The sequence below is a fragment of the Tenacibaculum aiptasiae genome (assembly GCF_965221665.1).
GTDB classification, from domain to species: Bacteria; Bacteroidota; Bacteroidia; order Flavobacteriales; family Flavobacteriaceae; genus Polaribacter; species Polaribacter aiptasiae.
Genome location: NZ_CBDCSN010000002.1, coordinates 61,323 through 85,078, shown reverse-complemented (window position 1 = coordinate 85,078; position 23,756 = coordinate 61,323). Strand labels below are relative to the sequence as shown.

Genomic DNA, 23,756 nt, shown 5'->3' with positions numbered 1-23,756 from the left:
AAATGGCAAGTAAAAAGATAAAATTTAAAGAGATTGATGATAAATTATTAAGTGAAATAATTTCTAGTCGTAATTTAAATGCAAATGAACAATCTATTCATACTCAAAAATATCATGAGTATTATTCAAGAAATTTACATGGTGGAATTCAATGGGATTATAATGCTTACATAAGAAAAATTAAAGGATTAATTAACCAGAATGATTTAAAAGATAATTTTGAGTTCATACAATTAGTTAAAGCGGAGGTAATTGAAGAAAATGGACGAGAGTATTTTGTTAAGTATAAAATTTGTATTAAAAATTTAAAAATTCTTTGTGCTTCAGAAGGATTTTCTTTTAAAAATTTACCAATATCAGAAAATTACCCTATTAATTCTACCTTAGTAAAGCATCAATATAAAGGTGGTGTTTATTTAAGTTTTGAGAATAATGAATTTGTTAGAAAACCAGGTTTTAATGGTAATCCTTATATAAATTTAGGTTTGTCTAAATATGGTAAACTTAATTTTTTTAATAATAAATTTATTGATGTTGATTTATATTTGAATGCAAATTACGATGATTGTTACGTGAATTTTTCTAACAATGAATTTGATAATAGGCATATATCTTTAGGTGCTGCAACTGAAGGAGATGATACTCATGGTTTAAAGTCTAGTAACTGGAGGTTAACAAATATGGTGTTTGGAAAGCTAAGAGCTTCGAAGACTTTTGAAAGGAGAATCAATAATGATGGTTTTATTAAAGCTAGAGAAAAGTTTTATGAAAAAATTAAAGATGAAAAAATTGAAGACATCAAAAATAAAGATATACTTGAATATTTATTGGAGCTAGATTCAAAATTAAATATCAATCATAATGATGTCGAGTTTGTTTATTCAAATGTTGTATTTAGTTTTAGAGATAATAAGATCAATGTAATTAATATAGTTGGTAAAAAATTATTCTTTTTTGGGAAAAATGAAATTAATAAAATGGAAACAACTGACAGTTCTGAAGATTTATATTTTGGCCCATATAATATTTTAGATAAAGAAAAAAATCATGTTTATCATCATAAAGCATTATTTATAGCTTTAAAAGAAGATGCAATTAAAAGAAAAGATAAATCTCAAGAACTTATATTTAACCGTGAAGTATTAAGGTGTGAACAATCTATTTTGAAAAGTGAAAAAAAATCATTTAAATGGTTGTTTAGAGATAAATCATGGAAAGATAGGGTTTTACTGAATTTTAATGAAAAATCAAATAATTTTGGATTAAGTTGGGTTAGACCAATTTTTAAATGGATGCTTATTAGTAATCTAATTTTTATAATTCCATTTTTATTATTTCACTATGATTTTTCTTGGAGTTTGTCTAATGCTTTTAATACAGTTGGAATGTTTGTTCAATTCCTTTTACCTACAAATACGATAGAAAAAGTTACTGGATTAAATAATGTAAATAAAATTTGGGAGGCATTTAATATTATCAAAAATGTTTTTTTAGCTGCTTTTATATTTCAAGCATTAATTGCTTTTAGGAGATTTAAAAATACATAACAATAAACCTCGAACAAGACAATCTCTAGGTTGTACATTACTATGTTAAATAGCATTTGTTTTTGGCGAACTTATTCGGGTATTTTCTTTTTTATATATAATTCATTGGTTTTTAATATATTTGATGTGCGACATTTAACATATTAAACAATTAAGAAACAATGAGTCCCAAAAATTATTTTATAAATCATAGCCCGAGTGTGGTAATCGGAAGATTACATACTTCAATTTTTAATTGGTGTTATTTGTCGCAAACATACTCGGGTCTTTTAAAAAATATTAACTATGCGACAAGTAACACTAGAGAAAGAGGACTCACCTAAATCTCAAAATCAATTTAAACTCCTAAAACTATAGAGCTATGGGAAGTTTAAGTTTAGAAACCTTATTTAAAATCTATATAGACATAGAATGTATAGAAAGAGATCCTTTATTAACTGATAGCCAAAAACGTGAAAAGCTAATCAAGTTAAGAGATGAGTATAGAAAACTCAAAGCTGCATGTGCAAAAGCAGCTAAGATGGTTGAGAGCTATGTAAAAAATAAAATATCAAGGAGTTTAAAAATTCATAATCTCGGAGGTATAGCACCTAATGGTAAACCAATAGAACCCATATTGGAGGCTACCAAAGTAAAAGCCAAAACAGGTTCACATAGGTTGTTGGGGTTAAACTTAACATCCAACCAATATGGGTTTATCCATCATTACGGAGCTTCTTCCAGAACCGAGCACATCGTACAACTTTAAAATACTGCTTTTGTACGTAAATCACATCCATTCAAATTAAAAGCCAAAGGACTATTTGATGATATCTATCAAAAAAGTGGTGCATTAGAATTACTATCAGAAGGGCTTTCAGAAACCAGAACCAATGCCGTAAGTGCACATATAAAAGGAGTTGTTGTAGAACTAAACAAGCAAAGCAATGGCTAAAACTAAAAACACCAATCTAAACCTAACCATTCGTATTAATGGGAAAGAGGTTAAAAATAACCTTTACTAATATTACAAGAGACTGGAACGTAATCTATAAAGGGGATTAGATTTTTTTGATTTTGAGATTTTGACATTTTTTTTTACGACAAATGCGTGATTTGTATGTAAAAATTTAAATACCAATTGGCGAGTTTTTGACACGCTTTTTTAGTGAAAAACGAAAGAGCCCTTTAAAATAAAGGGCTCTTCGAATTTTCGTAGCGAAGAGCAGATTTGAACTGCCGACCTCAGGGTTATGAATCCTGCGCTCTAACCAACTGAGCTACCTCGCCGTTTGCGGGTGCAAATATAGCACTTCTTTTTAATTGAACAATGAAAAAATGTGATTTTTTTTTAAAAAAATAAATATCTATCTTGCCTACTTTAAGAAAATACAAATGAGTAAAGTAAAATTCGAATTAGAGTTTCCTGTGCATGCTTCTCCGAGTATGTTATATCAATGCTTAGCAACTCCTTCAGGATTAGAAGAGTGGTTTGCTGATAGAGTGAATTCTCGAGGTAAAATAATGACTTTTATTTGGGACGGTTCTGAAGAAGAAGCTAAAATTGTTACCAAAAAAAATAATGAGTTAATAAAATTTAAGTGGACAGAAAGCGAAGGTGATGAAAGTTACTTTGAATTTAGAATACAAGTTGATCCTTTAACTAAAGATGTAGCGATTATTATTACCGATTTCGCAGACGATGAAGATGATGCTGAAGAAGCAAAATTGTTATGGGAAAATCAAATAGAAAATTTAAAGCATAACATAGGTGCTTAATATTTATATAGAACAATAAAAAAACTCGACATTTTGTCGAGTTTTTTTATGTGTAATAATTACCTAAGTCGTAATTTTGCAGTCAAATTTTTGAAGAATGATAAATTTTAACGGAGAAATAATTTCTGAAAACGAATTACAACTTTCAAGTGAGAATAGAGCATTTAAATATGGTGATGCTATTTTTGAAACGATAAAAGTATCAAAAGGAAAAGTAGTTTTCTTTGAAGATCATTATTTTAGGTTAATGGCTTCTATGAGGATGTTAAGAATGAAAATTCCGATGAAATTTACCTTAGAGTTTTTACAAGATGAAATCTTAAAAACTATTGAAAACCTTGAAAGAACCAAAACTTATAGAGTTCGACTAACAGTATATAGGAAAGACGGAGGTTTATATGCGCCTAAGTCTAATGAAGTAGATTATTTAATCGAAGTAAAAGAGTTTGAGTATAAAGAAAAACCAGTTTATAAAGTAGACTTATTTAAAGACTTTTATAATTATTCAGGATTATTATCTACAGTGAAAACTACCAATAGAATGTTGAATACATTATCAGCTGTTTTTGCAGAGGAAAATGATTTAGATAATTGTATTTTATTGAATGAAAGAAAAGGGGTAGTAGAGGCAACCAATGGAAATATTTTTATCATAAAAAATAAGGTTATTAAAACCCCAGCTTTAACAGAAGGATGTATAAAAGGTGTTCTTAGAAAGAAGATTATTGAAATTGTAGAAAAACATCCAGACTATACTATTGAAGAAACTTCAATTTCTCCATTCGAAATTCAGAAGGCAGACGAAGTTTTTATAACCAACGCAATCATAGGAATACAGCCAGTTACTAATTACAGAAAGAAACAATTTGTTTCTGAGATAACAAACAAACTAAAAAGTAATCTTAATGTATTAATGCTTACAGCGAGTTAATTCATTTGAACATCACTAGGAGCATTAGCCCAAATTTTATATTTACCACCTTTTTGAAGTAATTGATCTTTCCAAAAGGTTTCGTTGTTGGTTGAAAGAATATTTCTGTAATCATTTTCTGATACAAACCAAGAGTTGGAATAAAGCTCGTCTTCTAATTGATTTACTCCCCAACCAGAATATCCTAAGAAGAAACGAATGTCTGTTGGTTCTAAAAGATTATTATTAAGTAGCTCTTTTAAAAGTTCAAAATTCCCTCCCCAAAAGATACCATTAGCTACTTCAATACTGTTAGGTATTAAATGAGGTACTTTGTGTATAAAGTACAAATTGTCTTGTTCTACAGGGCCTCCTTGATATACAGTGAAATCACAGTCTATTTCAGGTACTAAATCGTTTAGAGTGTAGTTTAAAGGTCTATTTAATATAAATCCAACCGAACTACTTTCAGTATGTTCTGTAAGCAAAATAATAGCTCTTTTAAAAGAACTATCATTTAAAATAGCAGGTTCTGCAATCAATAATCTGCCCCTTTCAGGTTTTAGTGCAACCATATTTCATTCTAGTTTGTTCTACTAAAATAAAGAAAATTTTAATAAAAATTTAACAAAAAGATTAAAATACGTGCAATTTAAGGGAAAATCCTTTTGAAGATTATTGCTTTTAGCTTCTTTTTATTGAAGATCAAATCCTTTCTAAAACAGCAATAACTTCGTTCTTTTTTCTAACAGAAACGGGAACTGTAGTTTTATTTTTTAAAACTAAATAGCCTCCATCTGACTTTATGAATTCCTTAATGTATTGTAAATTAACTAAATGACTTTGGTGAACACGTAGGAATCCTAAATCTTTGAGCATATCAGCGTAGTATTTTAATGTTTTTCCTACTAGTATTTTTTGACCATCATTCATAAAAAATTCCGTGTAATTATTGTCTGCTTTACATCTAACAATATCCATTAAATTAACAACAACAATTTTGTCAGAAGTGTTTAAAGAAATCTTTTTTGGGTGTAAATTGGGTTGTTTTATAGATTGTTGTAGTACTGTTAATTGCTCTTTATCGGGTGTAATTTGATTTTTAGCTTTACTTATAGCGTTAGATAAATCTTCATTTGAATAAGGCTTTAAAACATAATCTATAGCAGCAAATTTAAAAGCCTTAATAGCATATTCGTCGCTAGCGGTAACGAAGATTATTTTTGAAGATAAATCTGGATGAATTTCTAAAACATCAAAGCCAGTTCCATCTCCTAACATTATATCTAAAAAAAGAATATCTGGTTGTTGTTTACGCAATAATTTAGAAGCTTCTACTACACTTTTTGCTGTTCCGATTATTTCTATTTCTGCATGTTGGTTATTAATATCGTTTTGTAATAGTTCTAATGCAGAAGGCATATCGTCAACAATTATTGCAGTCAGTTTTTCCATATTAAAAGTCAGTTTTTAAAGGTATTTTAAAAAATACTTTAGTTCCTCTAACTAAATTATTTTCAGTAATTTCCTCAATGCTAAATTTACTTTTTTTCGATAAAGCTTTTATACGTTCTTCTGTTACTTTTATAGCAATTGAATTATGATTGGTGTTTTTTTTGTTTTTCTTAGATTGATTAATTCCTATTCCGTTGTCAATAATAGCACAAAGTAAAAAATCTTTTTGAGTAGAAAAGTTAATGGTAATAAGACCACTTGCTATGCTTTTAATTCCATGTTTAATGCTGTTTTCTATAAATGGTTGAATAAGCATTGGCGGAATCAATATTTCTTCTGAATCAAATTCAAAATTTGTATTTATAACATACTCAAAAGGATTTGTGCTCATTTGTTGTTCTAACTCTATGTAGTTTTTAAGTATCGCAATTTCCTCCTTTAGATTAACTTCTTCCTGTCTTGAATTGTTTAATACACCACGCAAAAGAGTTGCAAATTTGCTAATAGTTACATTGAGTTCAGTAGATTTTCCAGAATTTCCTAAAGCTTTTATTCCGTTTAAAACATTGAAAATAAAATGAGGATTCATTTGTAGCTGTAATGCTTTCTGTTCTAATGATAATAAGTGATTTTTTAATTCTAGCTTTTCAACTTTAGCTTTGTTTTTCCTTTTTATTTTTCTGATATAATTAATAATAATGCTCGTTAGCACTAATATAATTATAGCACCGCTTAGTTGTTGGAACCAGCTTTTTTGATATAGAGGTTTATCAATATAAAAATGAAATTTTACTGGGTCACTTTCTAACCCATTAACTTTTGATTGTATTGAAAAATTATAATCTCCAGAATTTAAATTAGCTAAGTTTATAGAAGAATTAAATGTCCATGGACTAAACTGATCATTTAATTTATAGCGGTATTTTACTTTTTTAGGAGCATTAATATTTGCTGTTTTATAACTAAAAGATATGTGATTTTGATTAGGTTTTAATTGTAGTGTTTTAGTATAATTATTAATATCAATAGAGTCAATAGATTGGTAAACAACTTCGATGTTCTGGAAAGCTATTTTAGGTTTTATAGGTGAATCATTATTTCTAGTAAATTTATAAATACCATGATTATTGGTGGCAATCCATATATTTTTTTGAATATCCTGGAAAACGGTGTTTATTTGGTTTGTTTTTAGAGTGTTATACTTGTTTATACGCTTGATAAAAGAATAATTTTTGTCAAGTATTTCTATTCCTTCGTCTTTTGAAACAATCCATAATTCGTTATCTATTTTTACAATGTCATTTATTTTCTTTGGAGAGTTACTAAGTGATTCGGCTTTGTTATTTTTTATAATTTTAAGACCGTTTTTATAGGTAGAAGTGATTACATTTTTATTGTCAATTAATATAGAAGTGTAATTTCCTAAATCTATTCTTTTTAAGAGAGTAGGATTAATTAATTTATCAAGTTTCCATAAACCTTTGTTTGTTGCAATCCAAAAGAAAGTACCATCGAATTCTAAATCGTTAATACTATTTAAATCGATTTGAAAATTGGTTCGAATAGGGGATAGGAAATCTTCACGTACTCTTAAAATTCCTTTGTTAGTTCCTAAAAAAGTGTGTTCAGGTGTTTTTAATATACAATTGATTCTCTTGCTCTCAAAGTTTATAAACTTATTATAGGTTTTAATGCTTAAACCTTTATTGGTTCCAATTAAAAGAGTGTTGTTTTTTTCAGAAACAATTTGCGTTTTGTTAGAAATTAAATTGTTTTTGGTAGTATAATTTGTAAAATCATTTCCATCAAAACGAATAATTCCTTTGTCGGTAGCAAACCATAAATGGCCTGTGTTATCTTGTGTTATATCGTTAATTTTTAAACTAGGTAATCCATCGTTTAAGGTATAATTTTTTAAAGAGTTTAGTTGAGCAACTGTCTTAGTTACTATTAGAAAAAAAAGGATGAAAAGTATTAATTTATAAAACTTCATAGAAACAAACTTACAGTAAAAAAGTAACTGCTCAAATTAAACAGTTACTTTTTAAGAATTATTAAACATTATTCAATTATTTCATAGCATATAGACGTTTATTATTTGTATCTGGCTTTATGTGTTCTAAATCTCCATAAGGCTTAGTTAAAGGCTTTAATACACATAGAACAGAAGCTTTTCCTTTTATAATCAACTTATTGTTTTTAACAGTATAAGTCCATCTAAATTTTTCAACAGGGATGTTTAATTTTTTTACATCTGTTATTAAGTCTACATCACCAGCAATAAAATCCATTAGTTCTTCTTGCATTACAAATGTTGGAACATCATCGTCAGAATTTTCATAGTCTAATTCCCACATTATTGGAATGTTGAACTGTTTTGTATAAGGTTCACCTATATAACGTTCTCTTTCATTTGTTAAAGCACTAAACCAATCAATTTCTTTTTCATTAGGATATTTTCTTGCAATTTCTTTAGATAAATCTACTTTTCCTGGTGAGTGAGCTGTAGGATAAAATACATAGTAAGGTTTAGCTAAAAAATGATTGGTAAATTCACCTCCAAAAACATTAAAATACGGAGAAGCTAATATTTGTGGCATCTCATCAGATTTAAACGATAACTTTAAAGTGTTTAAAAGTTCTTCGTTATTACCAACTCCATTAGAATGAAACACGATTTTACTATTTGCATTTATCCCTTTATTAATTTTTGGTAATTTACTTTGATTAATAGCTCTTTGTAAAGACTCGATTGTAACTTTTTCTCCGTTAATAGTAGTTTCTAAGCTCAGTCCTTTTAATGGATTGTTATAGTTTACAATATGAATTTCTCCATAAGGCTTTTCAGTAACATTAGAATTCATCCAACCTATAATTTCTTCTAAAGAATACATGTCGTTTACAATTTGATATTTCTTTTCCTTAAAATATGTACGAGCATTGTTATAAAATTTATTTTGTCCTTTGTCATAACCTGTAATAAATACAATGGGGTTTCTAGGTTTTTTATAAATTTTCTTAATTACTTCTTCTTTTTTAGCAATGTTTCCCGACTCTAGTTTTGTATTCGTTTTCTTTTCTTCACAACTAGTGAAAAATCCTGTAAGTAGTAATAATCCTATTACTGTTCCTACTTTAAAAATGTTTTGTTTCATAGGTTTTTGTTTTTTAGGTTAATATGTTATTGCTGTAATATGATGGTTACATTTCTTTCTAAATTAAAATCGTTAGATAGTTTGTTTAAAATGTTAGGTAAGTTTCGATCGTTAATCCATCTACCGTTTTCTTGCTTTTCTATTGAAGCAATAAGTCCATCGTTATTTACCTGTAATTTTAAACTATTGTATTTGTTTAAATACATTTTTAAGATTGATGAATAGCTATTGTTTGACCACATAATTTTTGTTTTATATGGTCAAATTTAGAAGAGAAAGAAGGAGTAATTTTGAGTTAATTAGAATTCGTTTGGAATAAATTAGAATTCGTAATTGATTTTTCTTGAAGGCTTATAAAGTAAAGTTGATTTTAGGTTTGTAGTGTTGAATAAGTGATTTTTAAAATATTTTTTCCTATTGGGAGGTAGGGTATTTTTTGTGTGAATCTTTATATGAATATTAATTATAAATAATTTGATATGAAATATGTTTTAAAGATGTTATCGTTTTTCACTTTTGTTTTTGTCTTACAATCTTGTGATAAAGACACTGAAATTGTCCCTAATAATAGTTTTGATTCGATATCAAAAGAATGGAAGAAATTAGATATTGGAACAACTGAAAACTTAAATAAAATTCATTTTATAAATAACTCTGAAGGTTTTATAATAGGGAATAAAGGGAAGTTGTTTAAAACAGAAAATGGGGGAATTGATTGGACGGAAATTCCATCAGGAGTTACTCACGATTTGGTTTCTATTAGTTTTGATGGAAAAAATAAGGGGGTAATTAATGGTTTATTTACTATCGATGGAGGAAAAAATTGGAAGGTAGTCAAGACTACTTCAAGTTACTATTGTTATTATGCTAGTGAAGATGTAATGATTGGAGGAAGTAATTCTTCTTTTGCAGGAACTGTTTATCGTTCAACTGATGATGGAGCAACATGGACAGAGGTTTATAAGAATCCTCATACTGGTTTTTATACATCAGCAGGTTTTATAGGTGATGTAGGTTATTTATCTTCTTGGTATTCAGGTAGAATTTTAAAAACAACCGATAAAGGTAAAACTTGGACAGTGGCTGTAGAAGGTACAGCGAAACCTACTGGAGGAAAGAATACATTTGATGATTTTTTTGATCTTACTGTAGTAGATGCGAAAACTTTATATGCAGTTTCTAATAGTTATTTATCTAAAAGTGATGATGGAGGAGCTACTTTTAAAATAGTTTATCAAAAACCATCTCTAACATCTGGGTCGTTAAGAGGATTGTATGTGAATAATGAACAAGTTGTGTTAACGGATCTTACAGGAAATGTATTTGTGAGTAAAAATGGCGGAAAAGATTGGGATGTAAAACAGCCAAAAAAAACTGTAACATTTAACGATGTTTATATAGCTAATGGAATTGTTTATGCAGTAGGAACTAATGGTGAGTTGTGGAGAAAAAATATTAAATAACATAGTTAAATAAAAAAAGAAGTGTCCGCCATCGAAAAGACACTTCTTTATAACTAACTAACCAAATAACTTATAATGAAATTCTAAATTATATGGTAAAGATAGTATGGAAAAGCCTTGTGAAATTTTAAATTAGACAATAGGAAGTAAAGTAAAGATGAATTGCTTTTTTAGTGAAATGAATTGATTTTGAGAGGGAAAGGAAAGTTGTGAATTAAAAAAAGCAATGAGGAAGATAACTATTTATCTTACTTAAGGCGAATTCCTTTTCTTATTTCCCTTAAACAATAAGAAGTTTATCTACCTATAAATATTTCTATGAAGTTCAATTAAATCAATTCTTTGATTTCGATGGCAAAAATTAGATATAATAAGAACTTCAATACGTTATTTCAATCAGGGGACCGAATATTAATAATTACGACCTCATTGCTTCATAAAAATAAAGAAAAAAAAATAACTTTACAAAGTTTTTTTTATTCTAGAAGGAATTATTTTTGTTTTTAAGTATTTGTTATGTAGTGTGTTAGTGGATTTTGTTGAGTGGGCTAAGTTTAAATGAAAGTTATAATAATTGGTAAATAATAGTAGAAATGAAGTTTATTATAAAGAAGGGGGCTGGAAAAATGATGATACTAATGCTAACAGGGATTTTTCTTGTTATTACCTTTAGTTATCAGTTATTAGTCTTTTTACAAACCAATGATTTTGTTTATCAATTTCCTGGTGATTGGGATAAACCAATGGGGGTTTTAGTTGGATTCTTTTTGATATTTCGTTCTTTAAAATTTACGAAAGAATCTAAAGATTTATTCATAAAAATAGATGAAGAATATTTAGTGTATAGAACTAATGAATTAGAGGCTAAACATAAGATACCATTGACGAATATTGAAAGGGTTTATAAAGAAAAAGGGGAAATTCGTCTTGTTACTAAGGATTTAATTACTGTGAATGTGATTGATTTAGATAAGGTTAGATTGGTGGATGAGACAAAAAGTTTGATAAAGAAATCTTTAATGGATTTGAATAAAAAATAATAATTATCAATGAGGAAAAAGATTATTTTTATATTTAAATGAAGTTAAAATTGTTATGGAAAAGTTAATAGGTTATTTGGAGGTAATGATTAAGAAGTACTATTCAGTAGCCCGATGGATTTATTTAATAATGCTTGTAGGTGGTATTGGAATTTACTTTCTTTTGTACTTTGCTAGTGGTCATGAGTTTAATCCGCCAGTAGAAGATTATGTTTCGTTATTAGTTATGTTTTTAGCGTTTGTGTCCATGGTAGCATACACAGATTTAAAACTTAAAAAAAATAAAATATATTTTTTATTAAAAAGTTTTGTGTTTATAACATTATTGATAACCAATTTTTTTGCTATAAAAGTATTGATATTTCTTATAGGGTTTAAATTTGGAGATGATGTAAGTGTTTTTGAGAGCGTATTAACTTTTTTATTGCCTATAATTTTTATAATTGTTAGTATTATAAATGTTTTATCTCTTTTTGAAAAACATATCAAAATAAAAAAGCGAACCTAAGTTCGCTTTTATTTTTTTAATGACCTCCGCCCCAATCGCAAAGACAAGAATAAGGTAAATACTTTGGACAGTAATTTGGACAATGAATTTCACCGTTTGGGCCACCACTTCCTTTTACTGATTTTTGTTCTGATTTGTTAAGTACACTTCCTAAGTTAGAAATTGTTTTAAGCATGTTGATTAGTTTTAAGTTTCTCAAACATACTTAAAAAGATATTTACAAAGATTTATAAAACCGTAATAAAAGTAAGGTTTTACCGTAAATATAATTATTAATAACAATCGGTTTTTATCTGATGATTCTTTTGAAATTTTTCAATAGGAGTGTTCAATTCAGTTAAAGTTATGTTTTCCAATACTTTTAATACAGCATTCATCATTGCAATAGAACCACAGATCATAATAGTGCCTTTATTTTTTAAAACAGAAATAATTAGTTTACTTTCTTTAGAAATTAAATCTTGTACATAGTGTTTTTTGTCTTCTTGAGAATAAGCTGTATACACATTTGTATTTTGTAAATATGGTTTATACATGTTTAAAGACTCAGAAGTTCTTCCTCCCCAAAATAAATGTGTGTTAGTATTATTGTTAAGCATTCCTAAAAAAGGAGCAATACCAGTTCCATTAGCTATAAGTACGACCTCTTTATTCTTTTTAGGAAAATGAAAAGATTTATTTTGTTGAATAGAAGCCAAAATAGCTTCATTTTTATTTAAGTTTAAAAGTAAATTAGAACATACACCTAAATCATGTTTTTTAATACTTAATAAAACATCATTCTCAATTTTTCCTATTGAATATAATCTTTCAACATTATCTATACTTGGAGTTATAGAAAGCAAATCACCAGAAACAAAATTTAATTTTTTACTAGGTTTTAATCTTATAAGAAAAGAATCGTCTTTATTTAATTCTGTTTTATAAACAGTTGTAAAGTCTAGTTGTTTTTTTAGCTTTTTAGCTTCTTGTTTTAAATCGAGATTTATTTTTGTGTTAGCACTCCACTGTAGCCCCCAAGTTTTAAAATCTGCAAAACTCTGGTTGTTTATTTTATATAATGGGGTAACAGCTTTAAAATTAGGGAGCTCTTGTAGTGTGTTTTCAATATCAATTGCAAACTGACAATAATTAGGGTAGGCTAAAGAGCCAAAACCAACAATAGCATAATCAATTGAATTTTTCTGCTTAACTTTTTTTGCCAATTTTAAAAAGGAACTTGCATTAATAGGCGGAGCACCTTCTCCATAAGTTGAAGTTAAAATGATTAGCTGTTTGGCGTTTTTGTAAGAAGTATAGTTATTTAAATAATCTACAAAAACAGTTTTTTGTCTTGCTATTAAAGCTTTATATATAGAAGTAGTAAAACTATAAGTGTTTCCTGTTTCAGAACCTACTAGTATGATAAATTCAGCATTGTTTTTGTTGAATTTATTTTTAGGTAAAGAGCTTTTTGCTCTTCTTTTTAAGGTAATAGCGAAACCAGAATAAACAAAGAATATTATAGCGATACAAGAGAGTAATAAAATGATAGACCATAAGATAGTGCCACGACCTGTATGTAAGAATAAACTCCAACTAGATAATATATGAGTTAAAGATGCTTTTTGGGTACTTATAATATCTCCAGTATACTGATGTATGTATAGTTCTTTGTTATGTAGTTTTACTATAAAATAATCTTCTTCATCATCGGAAAAAGGAAACTCTATACTTTCTAATTCGTTTAGCTTGGTTTCTTTAAAAAGAGGAAAGTTTTCAGAACTAATTTTTTGAGCATCTTTTGTTTTAGAAAAATCAATATTATGGGAAGTTTTAGATTTCGGAAGTAAAGAAAACTTTTCTAAGGATAAATATACTCCAGTTAGGGTAATAATTATAATGGGTATTAAAGCATATCTACTTAAAATTACATGATAATCTTGTGCGAAATTTTCTCGAATAACTTTAGTGAAAAAGTTTTTAACTCCCCCTTGTCTTTTAATAATAAGAATGCTTCCAGTAATAGTAATTAATAAGAGAAGAAAGGAGAAAAGAGCGACTAAAAAACGACCTGTAGATTTTAGAAAAAGAGATCTATGTAAGTTAGTAGTCCATTTATAAATTGTAGCTCTTTTTACGATATTATTAATTTTTTTACCTGTAACTGGATTGATGTAAAAAGTGCTATTATCACCATTTTTAGCAACTACAGATGCAATTATAAAGTTATTATCGTCAATTTTTAAATCAACAATTTCATCATATTCTTTTTTTAAAGAGTTAATGGTTTGTGCAATTGTAATTTCATCGGTGTTTTGTATAGCATAAGGTTTTAACTGATTCGAAATAGGTTCGAAAGCTAAAATTATACCTGTTAATGAAGCTATAACTATAAAAGCAAAAGAAGATATAGCCAAAGTTAGATGGCTATATCTCCAAATTGAAGTAATCATTTTGTTGTACTATTATTGTGGTATCATACGAACGTAACGTATAAAACCGTTACCTTCAATTTTACTTTTAATATTTTCTGAATTTAGATCAAATTCTACATCGTCTTTATAGTATTCTTGATCTTCTACAGCAGATTCAAAACGAATTTTATATCCTTTATTAATCTTATCATTAGGAATTTCAATAATACTAATAGCTCTATTTCCTCCACTTATTGTTGCACCAGTTATAGCATCAATATTTGAGCGTACTTTGCCATGGAAACTCCACCATTCTGTAATATCGTGATACCATTCTTGATCATCTCCTTGAACGTATAATGTTTTTTCATATTCTCCTTTAGGATTTAATAATGAAATGACAATATATGCTCCTTCACCGTCATAATTCTTCATTTGAATCATGCATTTATACTTACTACTATCTGGGGTAGTAAATGCCATTATTCCAAATGTTACTATAAAAAGTATTGAAAGTTTTTTTATCATTTTTTAATTCAATTGTTTATTTCAAAAAGCTAATATCGATATTTTTTAATGCTTCGTTTTCTTTTGCTAAGTCATATAAGGTTTCATCAAAATCTGTTTTTACAGATTTATTTGCGCCTAACGATACTAAGTGTTTGATAATCTTATCATTTTTAGCAGTCATAACCGCTTTTTGTAATGCTGTTAAACCTTTGTTATTTTTTGCATTAATATTAATTTTATATTCTTTAATAAAATCTAACATTGGAATGCTTTGCTTATCTACAGATAAATGATATAAAGTATTTCCGTCTTTCTGAGTTTTTTCAATATCTAATCCTTTAGATTTTAAAGCATTTAGTTTTTTAGAAAACTCCTCTTTATTTTTAGGATTAAATGTTTTGAATAAATAATAGTTTAAGTTGTTTCCTTTTTTGTCAACTATAGCAACATCAGAGCCTTTTGATATAAAATAATCAACTACTTCAGGTTTGTTTCTTAAAGCATAAGTTAAAGCAGATCTACCATCCTTATTAGTATGATTAATATCTTTCGTTTTGTCAGCTAATAATTTTATAATCTCTATAGAATTTCTACTCGAAGCATTTAATAAAGGAGTATTTCCTTCTTTATTAGCTTGGTTTGCATCTACACCTTTGTCAATAAAATACTCGTAAGTTGCTATATCTTTATTTCTATATGATAAATTGTGTAAAGGAGTAGTACCTTCTTTATTAGTAATGTTTGGATTAATTCCTAAACCTTCTAAATATTTAAAATAGTCTAATGAGTTATAACCTCTTCTAGAACCTCTGGTCGCAAATAACATTGCGTTTCCACCTTTTTTATTCAATGTTTTATATGGTAATCCTTTTTTAATCAGTAATTCTAGCATTTTTTTATTACCAGATTGAGCAGTATAATTAAAAGCACCATTACCATCTTTATCGGTAGAGTTAATATCTAACCCTTTTTTAGTGAAATAGTCTACTAATTTAAAGTCTTCTAATTTTGGAGTAATTAATAACAAAGCATTAGCTCCTTTAGGAGTTTTATCTTTTAAAATGTTTGCTCCTTTACTTATTAAAAGGTCATACAGTTTTGTGTTTGTTACACCTGCAACAGCAGCAAAGTTTAGTAGTGAATATCCTTTATCATCAATGACATCAGTTTTAGCACCATTGTTCAATAAATGGTTAACAATTGGCATATTATTTTTATAGGCTGCCCAAAAAATATAAGTCCTACCATCATGAGTTAATTTGTTAACATCATTTCCTTTTTTGCTAAGTAAGTGTTTAATTACATTTTCGTCTGCATTTTCTAACAAAGCATATACAACAGCATCAAAACCATATCTGTTTAGTTTTGTAGCACTGTTACCTTCTTTAATTTTTTGTTCAACTTGGTCAATAGAAGGTTTAGTTTTCCAAAAATCTCTTTTTAAAAAGATGTTTGTGTTTTGAGCAAAAACTACCGAGCTTATTAAGAATAAACTCAGTAGTAATTTAATATTTAATGATTTCATTTAGATTATTTTTTTACAAATGACTCTATAATGTTATTCATTTCGTCTTCTTTAAGCTTTTCAGAATAAAGGTGTTTGAATAACGCTTTATTGTCAACTTTAGCCTTCAAAGATAGGTCTTTATTTCTTCCGTAAACCTCAGACCATTTATTTCTAACCGATTGCCACTTAGCTTGGTTCTTTTTCCACCAATCTTGAGCAGCTTGGCAACGAGAATCTGGAACTCTTACATAAGTATTGTATCCTTTTTCTTTTGCAATAACAAAATCTTTTTCTCCTGCTTTACGTACTACTTTCTTGTTATCTTGATCGTGAACCCAACCGTAATCAGTTATTTCATGACGATTACCTCTTTCGGTAACATTATAATCAGCTCTTTGAGTATATTCTCTTCTTGGTAATGGAGCATCAGTAGTGTTTTCCCAATAGCTTTTTCCATCAACATGAACCCAAGTACCAGACCCTTCATAACGTGGACTATCATCTACTTGATATACTTTTTGTGTCCATTGTTTTTTAACGTCAGATTTTGGTTTGTTTACATATAACCAATTGTTATCTCCATTAAACATATAGAAATCACGATTTTGGTACATCCAATCTTGTCTCCAGTGTTTAACGATATAAGGTTCTGCTGGATTTCCTACTTGTAATAAATGTTGGATTGATATTTTGTTTTTTTCATCCTCCACTAACTGGGCCCATTCTAAACCTTTAGCGATTTTAGTTTTTGATGGCTTGTATAATGAATCTTTACTATAGTTAAATGTCTCAGTAAAGTTAAAAGTCACTTCAAAACAACCACACATTTTTTTAATGGCTTTTAAGTCTTTACTTTTTTTGCTTTGTGCATTTACAGTGAATGCTGCAAACGTTATTAGAGTTACTACGAATAAGTTTCTCATTGTTTGTTTTATTATGTTTTTAAAAATTTTTTACAAAAATATAAAATTTATTTAGATTGATTTAAAATAACTCTATATATTTGTCGAAAATTATTAAGAATGTTTCTAAATAAAACTTTAACTTTTCTACTTGTGTTTACAGGAATAGTAGTTTTCTCTCAAGAAGAACAAAGTAGAGATAGTATAAAACATAATGACTTAGATGAAGTTGTGGTTACTGCAACTAGAACCAAAAGACAGTTGTCTTCAGTACCAATGCCAGTAACATTAGTATCAAAAAAACAATTACAACAGTCAGGTTCTGTAAGGTTAAGAGATATATTATTAGAACAAACAGGAATTGTAATGGTTTCTGATTTTGGAAATTCAGAAGGAGTTCAATTGCAAGGTGTAGCTGCTGATTATACTTTAATATTAATTGATGGAGTACCAGTTGTAGGTAGAACAGCAGGAAATATAGATTTACGTAGGCTAACTGTAAATAATATTAAACAAATAGAAATAGTAAAAGGACCATCATCTTCTTTATATGGTTCAGAAGCTATCGGAGGAGTAATAAATATTATAACAGAGCAACCAAAAGAAGGTCAGTTTATGGGGGACTTGCAGTTGTTAGCTAGAGGAGGAGCAAGAAATGAGTTAGATATTAATACTAATGTAATTTCTAAAAAAAGTAAGTTTGGAATTGTAGCAGGTCTTAATTTGAACTCAAGTAAAGGATTTGATTTAACGCCTGAATCTCCTAACTCTAAAACAACATATCCGCACCAAAATTATACAGGGAATTTACAATTGAGTTATGATTTTTCTGATAAACTAAAAGCTCTAGTAGCTGGTAGATATTATAAACAAGAACAGAATAATCCTACTTCAGATAACAAACAAATTGATTGGAATTTTAATGCGAATGTTTCTCATAAGCTCTCTGATTCGTGGGATATAGATTACACATTTTATGGAACTCGTTATAAAACAGTGAGTATTTTTAATGGAAGTTTAGATTTATTTAATAGAAGTCTGTTTAGACCTGAAATAAAAACTACTGTTTCATTAGGAGATTATGGTACTGTAGTAGCTGGTGTAGGAGCAAATTTTGATGCCTTAGAAAGAAGTGCTTTCGATGGAAATAAGAAATACGAAGCTCAATATGTTTTTGGTCAGTATGATTTTAATCCAATAGAGAATTTAAACATTGTAGCTGGTGCTAGATTTGATAGTCATAATAAATATAAATCGGCATTTTCACCAAAGCTTTCTGCAAGTTATAAAATAAACAGTTGGATTACTGCAAAAGGATCAGTAGGTTATGGATTCAAGGCTCCAGATTTCCGTCAATTGTATTTTAACTTTAGAAATTCATCTGGGGGTTATATAGTTCTTGGAACTCAAACTTTACATGATTTATATCCAAATGCCACAGGTATTAATAATATTGAAAGAGACTTAAAGCCAGAAAATTCAATAGGTTATAATTTTGGATTTCAATTAAAACCCTTGTCAAATTTAAATATTGGAATTAATTTATTTAGAAATGATATTCAAGACTTGATAGATACTTTCGATACCCAATTATCTGCAACAGATTTAGGATTATCTCCTGGGACTCGAACTTTTTCTTATAGAAATATTAGTGAAGTATATACTCAAGGAGTAGAGGTAGATGTAAATTATAGAATTTCCAATAATTTTAGATTAATAGGAGGTTATCAATTCTTAGATACAGGTGATAAAGAACAAGAGCGTTTAATAAAAGATGGAAAAGTATTTTTTAGAAGAACACCTTCATCTCCATCAGAACAGTTAACTCTTTCTCAGTATTTCGGATTACCAAACCGATCAAAACATACAGCAAACTTAAAGCTGTTTTATGAAAACTTTGAGCATGATTTCACAGCAAATATAAGAGCTGTTTTTAGAAGTAAGTATGCGTTTTTTGATACAAATAACAGTCAAGGTATTATTGATAACTATGATAGATTCGTAGCTTCTAGAACTTTAATTAATATGGCTGTAGATAAAACTTTCTTTGACTTAATGACAATACAATTAGGAGTTGATAATGTGTTTAATGAAAAAGGAGAAGAAAATAGAGCTACTAATTATATAACCGTTCCTGGAGGTGATAGAGTGCCTAATGAAAATGCTTTACAGTTAGGTAGAACCATATATAGTAGAATAACTTTTAAATTTTAGAATAAACCTTAAATATTAATAAATCAAATAAAATGAGACAATTAAAAACAATTTTAGTTTTAGCAATTATATCTTTTGTAGCTATTTCTTGTAGCGATAATGATACAGCTGTAGTTAAGCCAGTAGAGGCTAAATCTGTTGAAAATTTACATGCGCCAGCTGGAGGGTTTGGTGGAAAATATACTGGACCTTTTGCAAAGTTTAGTTTTAAAAAAGGAACAATTGTAACTGATGACAGTTGGGATATTGCTTTTAGAGCAACTGAAATTATCGTTAATGGTGGAGTAAAAGGAAAGCTTTTAGAAGATATTGATAGAACAGGTAATGCAAGTATGGATTTAGTATCTGGAGCTTTTTCAAAAATAGATATGGCGCCAAATACTCTTAAGCAAGATGCTGCTGATGCTTTAGCGGTTGCAACTGGAAGTGGAAATGGATGGTATACTTATGCAGGACCTCCAAGTCATGCTATTACAGCAACAGCAGGTAAAGTTTTTATTATTAAAACTATTGATGGAAACTATGCTAAAATGGAAATTTTAAGTTACAATAAAGATAAAGACCTTTCTAAAGACAGTAGATATTATTCTTTCAACTACGTTTATAATCCAAATGTTGGAGATAAGTCTTTAAAATAAAGAAAAACTTCAGTAATGTAATTATTGAATTTTGTTAGTTTTTGTTACGTTTGAATGGTTTAATCATTATGGTTAAACCATTCTTTTTATAAAAAAAACACAAGTCTCTAAATTATTAGAAGACCTGTGTTAAGATTTTTTAAATACTATATTACTATTTAGTGTAATCTATAGCTATGTTTATAGTAGTGTTCACTGTAATTCCTCCTTGAGAAATCTTTTGTTCGATGGTTTTTCTTAATTTTAATGAGTTAGAGGTTAATTCAATGATTTTAAAATCAGCATCACCAACATTTACTGTATTTTTAATTTGATCAGGTAAATTAGCGCTAACTAATTCTCCATTTTTAAGAGTTAATATATTATTATTTAATTCCCAATCAACCACACTAGTAACATTTTCTACTTTAAATATTTCAGTAATTGTTTGACCACCTGATATTGAACTTGTTTTGATGTCATAAGAACCAGAAGCATTAGCTTTATTAGGACTTTCAGTAAAAGTAGTAGTAGCGTTAATATTAATTCCTTCTCCAATAAAATTTGTTTTTGGAATTGAAATTGGAGCTCCAGAAATTTCTAAATTTCCATCATAGGTATAATTTGTAAGATTCCACTTACCAAGAAGGTCATTCTGATTGAAGTTTACATTTTCATCAGAATCAGTACAACTAATAAAAGTAATAATTGAAAATATTAATACTAGTTTCATTAACATAATTTTTTTCATAATGTTTTTTATTTAAAATATTTAAAAAGTTAGTAGATGAAAGAGTATGACAAATAACTAATTAACTAGAAGTTAGAAAAAGAATTTTCATAGCAGCTTTCATTTTTTATGTAAAAATATTCTTTTTAGAGAAATAATAAAATGAAAATAGTAATATTTTAATGTTAGATAATTTTTTCTGCCAAATATTTAGAAGTATATGAATTTTTATTTTTAGCCAATTCTTCTGGAGTACCTGTGAAGATTAATTGACCTCCATTTTTTCCACCTTCTAAACCTAAATCAATAATATAATCGGCACACTTAATAAGTTCTATATTATGTTCAATTACAATGATTGAATGCCCTCTTTCTATTAATGCGTTGAATGAAGCTAATAATTTTTTAATATCATGGAAATGTAAACCAGTTGTTGGTTCGTCAAAAATAAATAAGGCTTTATCTTTAGTATTTCCTTTTACTAAGAAAGAGGCTAGTTTTATACGCTGGGCTTCACCTCCTGAAAGGGTAGAGGAAGATTGTCCTAGTTGTACATATCCTAATCCAACATCATGTAGAGGTTTTAATTTCTTTGCAATTTTAGGTTGATTGTGTTCTGTAAAAAAGGCAACAGCATCATCTATAGTAAGATTTAAGATGTCGTCAATAGATTTCCCTTCGAAAGTAACTTCTAAAACCTCCTTTTTAAAGCGTTTTCCATTACAAGCTTCACATTCTAAATGAACATCAGCCATAAATTGCATTTCAATAGTAACTTCACCTTCACCTTTACAAACTTCACAGCGTCCGCCTTCTACGTTAAAAGAAAAATGCTTTGGTTGATAGTTACGTATTTTTGATAGCTTTTGAGTTGATAATAATTTACGAATATCATCATAAGCCTTTATGTATGTAACTGGATTAGATCTTGATGAACGACCTATTGGGTTTTGATCTATGAATTCAACATGTTTTAAGTTATCATAGCTTCCTTTGAGTTCTGTGTATTGTCCAATTTTATTTCCATATCCAATCAATTCTTTTTGCATTGCTGGATATAGAATTTTCTTAACTAAAGTACTTTTCCCGCTACCTGACACTCCTGTAATAACAGTTAGATTATTTAGGGGAAAAGAAACATTAATGTTTTTTAAATTGTTTTCACGAGCTCCAATAATATCAATAGTATTTTTGGAAGCTCTACGTTGAACAGGAACCTCTATTTTTAGTTTTTCTGATAAATATTGAGCAGTTAATGATTCTGATTTTAATATTTCTTTAAAAGTACCTTCTGCTACTACATTACCACCATAAGTACCTGCTTCTGGACCTATATCAATAACATAATCGGCTTCTTTCATAATATCTTCGTCATGTTCTACAACAATAACAGTATTACCTAAGTCGCGTAGGTTTTTTAAAACTCCAATTAACCTTTCTGTATCTTTTGGATGTAATCCAATACTAGGTTCATCTAATATATACATTGAACCTACTAAAGAACTTCCTAACGAAGTAGCTAAGTTAATACGTTGACTTTCTCCTCCCGAAAGTGTGTTTGAAGTTCTGTTTAAGGTTAAATAATTTAATCCAACATCTTGTAAAAATTGTAAACGATTATTAATCTCAGTAAGTAATCGTTTTCCTATTTTTTCTTCGTACTTGTTAAGTTGTATACTTTTGAAAAAAGCAGCAAGTTCATCTAATGGTAAGCTAACCAAATCAGAAATTACTTTACCGTATACTTGTACATAATTTGCTTCTTTTCGTAAACGTTTACCATTACAATCAGTACAAGTAGTTTTACCTCTATATCGAGATAACATTACTCGATTTTGAATTTTATAACTTTTTTCTTCTAATTTTTTGAATAGACTATTAATTCCATCAAACTTTTTAGTACCATTCCAAACTAATTGTTTTTGCTCTTCAGTAAGCTCAAACCAAGGTTTATGAATTGGAATATCAAAGTCTGAAGCATTTAAAATTAAGTTATCCTTATATTCTTTATAACTATCTGTTTTGAAAGGGAAAATAGCATCTTCATAAATAGAAAGTCCAGTATTAGGAATTACTAATTCTTCGTCAATTCCTATAACACTTCCATAACCTTCACAAGTTGGACAAGCTCCATAAGGATTGTTAAAACTGAAAAGGTGTGTATTTGGTTCTAAAAAGGAAATTCCATCCAACTCAAATTTATTACTAAATTCAGTAAGTTTATTATCGGTTAAGTTTTCAATAAAACAAATTCCTTTTCCTTCAAAAAAAGCAGTTTGTACAGCATCTCCTAAACGATTGTAAAAATCTTCTTCATTTTTTACAACAATTCGATCTACAACTAAAAGTAATTCGTTGCCTTTAAAATCAGTAATAGGAAATTCATCAATTCTATATACAGTATCGTTATGTTTTATACGAGCATATCCCTGCTGGGTTAATACCTGAATTACTGTTTTGATATCTCTTTTTTCGTTGATAGCGATAGGAGCTAATAACAATAATTTAGTGCGTTCTTCAAATTGTTTTACAAAATTTAAAACGTCGGAAACCGTATGTTTCTTTACTTCATCACCAGAAATAGGAGAGTAGGTTTTCCCAATACGGGCATATAATAGTTTGATATAATCGTAAATTTCTGTTGAGGTACCTACGGTAGATCTTGGGTTGGTAGAATTTACCTTTTGCTCTATGGCAATTGCTGGAGCAATCCCTTTAATATAATCTACTTTTGGTTTGTGTAATTTACCTAAGAATTGACGTGCATAAGACGATAAACTTTCTACATAGCGTCTTTGACCTTCTGCATACAAAGTATCAAAAGCTAAGGATGATTTCCCTGAACCAGAAAGTCCAGTAATAACAACTAATTTATTACGAGGAATAACGACATCAATATTTTTTAAGTTATGGAGACTTGCTCCTTTTATAATGATGTTTTCTTTAGGATTTATAGTAGAAATATCTGTCTTCATTTACGCAAAAAAATAAACGATAAAAGTACGGTTTATTTTTTAGGTAAGAAACAGATATTGAAGTGTAGT

At 28.4% G+C, this 23,756-nt stretch carries 21 protein-coding genes and 1 tRNA gene; 9 read left to right on the top strand and 13 right to left on the bottom strand.

The genetic code is table 11. The annotated features are described in order from the left end of the window. The first annotated feature begins 2 nt into the window (after window positions 1–2). A complete protein-coding gene (locus tag ACOQN8_RS00570) occupies window positions 3–1,547 on the top strand; it encodes a hypothetical protein (RefSeq protein WP_420551217.1) in 1,545 nt (514 codons plus the stop codon). 361 nt (window positions 1,548–1,908) lie between these two features. Beyond that, window positions 1,909–2,295: a hypothetical protein gene (locus ACOQN8_RS00565; protein ID WP_420551216.1), complete on the top strand. Its 387-nt coding sequence runs from the start codon at window positions 1,909–1,911 to the stop codon at window positions 2,293–2,295. A 447-nt stretch (window positions 2,296–2,742) separates the two neighbouring features. Here the strand turns inward: ACOQN8_RS00565 and ACOQN8_RS00560 are convergent. After that, window positions 2,743–2,816: transfer RNA gene (locus ACOQN8_RS00560), tRNA-Met, on the bottom strand. A gap of 105 nt (window positions 2,817–2,921) precedes the next feature. On the opposite strand from ACOQN8_RS00560, the gene ACOQN8_RS00555 reads away from it, so the two are divergent. Continuing rightward, the gene (locus ACOQN8_RS00555; RefSeq protein ID WP_150899788.1) at window positions 2,922–3,305 is read left to right on the top strand and encodes an START-like domain-containing protein; all 384 of its coding nucleotides are present in this window, start codon (window positions 2,922–2,924) and stop codon (window positions 3,303–3,305) included. Between the two features lie 97 nt (window positions 3,306–3,402). Further along, window positions 3,403–4,236 (top strand): aminotransferase class IV, encoded by an 834-nt coding sequence (locus ACOQN8_RS00550; RefSeq protein WP_420551215.1) that lies wholly within the window; start codon window positions 3,403–3,405, stop codon window positions 4,234–4,236. On the opposite strand, the gene ACOQN8_RS00545 is transcribed toward ACOQN8_RS00550, so the two are convergent. The 5 genes from ACOQN8_RS00545 to ACOQN8_RS00525 form a co-directional block, all read right to left on the bottom strand. Continuing rightward, a complete protein-coding gene (locus ACOQN8_RS00545) occupies window positions 4,233–4,790 on the bottom strand; it encodes a YqgE/AlgH family protein (protein ID WP_150899790.1) in 558 nt (185 codons plus the stop codon). The genes ACOQN8_RS00550 and ACOQN8_RS00545 overlap by 4 nt on opposite strands. A gap of 130 nt (window positions 4,791–4,920) precedes the next feature. After that, window positions 4,921–5,670 carry a LytR/AlgR family response regulator transcription factor gene (locus tag ACOQN8_RS00540; RefSeq protein WP_150899791.1) on the bottom strand — a complete coding sequence of 250 codons (750 nt, stop codon included), beginning with the start codon at window positions 5,668–5,670 and terminating at the stop codon, window positions 4,921–4,923. Window position 5,671: 1 nt separating this feature from the next. After that, complete coding sequence (locus tag ACOQN8_RS00535; protein ID WP_420551214.1) at window positions 5,672–7,663, bottom strand: sensor histidine kinase; 1,992 nt, start codon at window positions 7,661–7,663, stop codon at window positions 5,672–5,674. A gap of 76 nt (window positions 7,664–7,739) precedes the next feature. Beyond that, window positions 7,740–8,825, bottom strand: coding sequence for a hypothetical protein (locus ACOQN8_RS00530; RefSeq protein ID WP_150899793.1), 1,086 nt, complete (start codon window positions 8,823–8,825; stop codon window positions 7,740–7,742). Window positions 8,826–8,851: 26 nt separating this feature from the next. Beyond that, on the bottom strand, window positions 8,852–9,067 hold the full coding sequence (locus ACOQN8_RS00525) for a hypothetical protein (protein WP_150899794.1): 216 nt from the start codon (window positions 9,065–9,067) through the stop codon (window positions 8,852–8,854). 237 nt (window positions 9,068–9,304) lie between these two features. On the opposite strand from ACOQN8_RS00525, the gene ACOQN8_RS00520 reads away from it, so the two are divergent. The 3 genes from ACOQN8_RS00520 (at window position 9,305) to ACOQN8_RS00510 (ending at window position 11,836) form a co-directional block, all read left to right on the top strand. Further along, entirely contained in the window at window positions 9,305–10,288 is a 984-nt protein-coding gene (locus ACOQN8_RS00520) for a WD40/YVTN/BNR-like repeat-containing protein (RefSeq protein WP_420551213.1), read from the top strand. A 593-nt stretch (window positions 10,289–10,881) separates the two neighbouring features. Then, complete coding sequence (locus ACOQN8_RS00515) at window positions 10,882–11,328, top strand: hypothetical protein (protein WP_420551212.1); 447 nt, start codon at window positions 10,882–10,884, stop codon at window positions 11,326–11,328. Window positions 11,329–11,383: 55 nt separating this feature from the next. After that, entirely contained in the window at window positions 11,384–11,836 is a 453-nt protein-coding gene (locus ACOQN8_RS00510; protein ID WP_420551211.1) for a hypothetical protein, read from the top strand. Between the two features lie 16 nt (window positions 11,837–11,852). Here ACOQN8_RS00510 and ACOQN8_RS00505 read toward each other — a convergent pair whose 3' ends face one another. The 5 genes from ACOQN8_RS00505 to ACOQN8_RS00485 all read right to left on the bottom strand — a co-directional run bounded on the left by ACOQN8_RS00505 (window position 11,853) and on the right by ACOQN8_RS00485 (window position 17,172). Beyond that, entirely contained in the window at window positions 11,853–12,011 is a 159-nt protein-coding gene (locus tag ACOQN8_RS00505) for a hypothetical protein (RefSeq protein WP_175578699.1), read from the bottom strand. A gap of 97 nt (window positions 12,012–12,108) precedes the next feature. Next, window positions 12,109–14,271 carry a PepSY domain-containing protein gene (locus ACOQN8_RS00500; protein WP_420551210.1) on the bottom strand — a complete coding sequence of 721 codons (2,163 nt, stop codon included), beginning with the start codon at window positions 14,269–14,271 and terminating at the stop codon, window positions 12,109–12,111. A gap of 12 nt (window positions 14,272–14,283) precedes the next feature. Continuing rightward, window positions 14,284–14,715 carry a DUF2271 domain-containing protein gene (locus ACOQN8_RS00495; RefSeq protein ID WP_420552795.1) on the bottom strand — a complete coding sequence of 144 codons (432 nt, stop codon included), beginning with the start codon at window positions 14,713–14,715 and terminating at the stop codon, window positions 14,284–14,286. A gap of 61 nt (window positions 14,716–14,776) precedes the next feature. Continuing rightward, entirely contained in the window at window positions 14,777–16,267 is a 1,491-nt protein-coding gene (locus ACOQN8_RS00490) for an ankyrin repeat domain-containing protein (RefSeq protein WP_420551209.1), read from the bottom strand. A 5-nt stretch (window positions 16,268–16,272) separates the two neighbouring features. Beyond that, window positions 16,273–17,172 carry a DUF6607 family protein gene (locus ACOQN8_RS00485; RefSeq protein ID WP_420551208.1) on the bottom strand — a complete coding sequence of 300 codons (900 nt, stop codon included), beginning with the start codon at window positions 17,170–17,172 and terminating at the stop codon, window positions 16,273–16,275. Window positions 17,173–17,271: 99 nt separating this feature from the next. On the opposite strand from ACOQN8_RS00485, the gene ACOQN8_RS00480 reads away from it, so the two are divergent. Beyond that, window positions 17,272–19,365: a TonB-dependent receptor plug domain-containing protein gene (locus ACOQN8_RS00480; protein WP_420551207.1), complete on the top strand. Its 2,094-nt coding sequence runs from the start codon at window positions 17,272–17,274 to the stop codon at window positions 19,363–19,365. A gap of 32 nt (window positions 19,366–19,397) precedes the next feature. Next, entirely contained in the window at window positions 19,398–20,003 is a 606-nt protein-coding gene (locus ACOQN8_RS00475; RefSeq protein WP_272151796.1) for an HmuY family protein, read from the top strand. Window positions 20,004–20,157: 154 nt separating this feature from the next. Here the strand turns inward: ACOQN8_RS00475 and ACOQN8_RS00470 are convergent, their stop codons facing one another. Beyond that, the gene (locus tag ACOQN8_RS00470; RefSeq protein WP_420551206.1) at window positions 20,158–20,733 is read right to left on the bottom strand and encodes a lipocalin family protein; all 576 of its coding nucleotides are present in this window, start codon (window positions 20,731–20,733) and stop codon (window positions 20,158–20,160) included. 164 nt (window positions 20,734–20,897) lie between these two features. After that, on the bottom strand, window positions 20,898–23,687 hold the full coding sequence (gene uvrA, locus ACOQN8_RS00465; protein WP_420551205.1) for an excinuclease ABC subunit UvrA: 2,790 nt from the start codon (window positions 23,685–23,687) through the stop codon (window positions 20,898–20,900). Window positions 23,688–23,756 lie beyond the last annotated feature (69 nt).

What these genes read in the sequence shown, in the direction of transcription:
- ACOQN8_RS00570 (WP_420551217.1), top strand. Translation starts at nt 3, where the DNA reads ATGGCAAGTAAAAAGATAAAATTTAAAGAGATTGATGATAAATTATTA.
- ACOQN8_RS00565 (WP_420551216.1), top strand. Translation starts at nt 1,909, where the DNA reads ATGGGAAGTTTAAGTTTAGAAACCTTATTTAAAATCTATATAGACATA.
- ACOQN8_RS00555 (WP_150899788.1), top strand. Translation starts at nt 2,922, where the DNA reads ATGAGTAAAGTAAAATTCGAATTAGAGTTTCCTGTGCATGCTTCTCCG.
- ACOQN8_RS00550 (WP_420551215.1), top strand. Translation starts at nt 3,403, where the DNA reads ATGATAAATTTTAACGGAGAAATAATTTCTGAAAACGAATTACAACTT.
- ACOQN8_RS00545 (WP_150899790.1), bottom strand. Translation starts at nt 4,790, where the DNA reads ATGGTTGCACTAAAACCTGAAAGGGGCAGATTATTGATTGCAGAACCT.
- ACOQN8_RS00540 (WP_150899791.1), bottom strand. Translation starts at nt 5,670, where the DNA reads ATGGAAAAACTGACTGCAATAATTGTTGACGATATGCCTTCTGCATTA.
- ACOQN8_RS00535 (WP_420551214.1), bottom strand. Translation starts at nt 7,663, where the DNA reads ATGAAGTTTTATAAATTAATACTTTTCATCCTTTTTTTTCTAATAGTA.
- ACOQN8_RS00530 (WP_150899793.1), bottom strand. Translation starts at nt 8,825, where the DNA reads ATGAAACAAAACATTTTTAAAGTAGGAACAGTAATAGGATTATTACTA.
- ACOQN8_RS00525 (WP_150899794.1), bottom strand. Translation starts at nt 9,067, where the DNA reads ATGTGGTCAAACAATAGCTATTCATCAATCTTAAAAATGTATTTAAAC.
- ACOQN8_RS00520 (WP_420551213.1), top strand. Translation starts at nt 9,305, where the DNA reads ATGAAATATGTTTTAAAGATGTTATCGTTTTTCACTTTTGTTTTTGTC.
- ACOQN8_RS00515 (WP_420551212.1), top strand. Translation starts at nt 10,882, where the DNA reads ATGAAGTTTATTATAAAGAAGGGGGCTGGAAAAATGATGATACTAATG.
- ACOQN8_RS00510 (WP_420551211.1), top strand. Translation starts at nt 11,384, where the DNA reads ATGGAAAAGTTAATAGGTTATTTGGAGGTAATGATTAAGAAGTACTAT.
- ACOQN8_RS00505 (WP_175578699.1), bottom strand. Translation starts at nt 12,011, where the DNA reads ATGCTTAAAACAATTTCTAACTTAGGAAGTGTACTTAACAAATCAGAA.
- ACOQN8_RS00500 (WP_420551210.1), bottom strand. Translation starts at nt 14,271, where the DNA reads ATGATTACTTCAATTTGGAGATATAGCCATCTAACTTTGGCTATATCT.
- ACOQN8_RS00495 (WP_420552795.1), bottom strand. Translation starts at nt 14,715, where the DNA reads ATGGCATTTACTACCCCAGATAGTAGTAAGTATAAATGCATGATTCAA.
- ACOQN8_RS00490 (WP_420551209.1), bottom strand. Translation starts at nt 16,267, where the DNA reads ATGAAATCATTAAATATTAAATTACTACTGAGTTTATTCTTAATAAGC.
- ACOQN8_RS00485 (WP_420551208.1), bottom strand. Translation starts at nt 17,172, where the DNA reads ATGAGAAACTTATTCGTAGTAACTCTAATAACGTTTGCAGCATTCACT.
- ACOQN8_RS00480 (WP_420551207.1), top strand. Translation starts at nt 17,272, where the DNA reads ATGTTTCTAAATAAAACTTTAACTTTTCTACTTGTGTTTACAGGAATA.
- ACOQN8_RS00475 (WP_272151796.1), top strand. Translation starts at nt 19,398, where the DNA reads ATGAGACAATTAAAAACAATTTTAGTTTTAGCAATTATATCTTTTGTA.
- ACOQN8_RS00470 (WP_420551206.1), bottom strand. Translation starts at nt 20,733, where the DNA reads ATGAAAAAAATTATGTTAATGAAACTAGTATTAATATTTTCAATTATT.
- uvrA (WP_420551205.1), bottom strand. Translation starts at nt 23,687, where the DNA reads ATGAAGACAGATATTTCTACTATAAATCCTAAAGAAAACATCATTATA.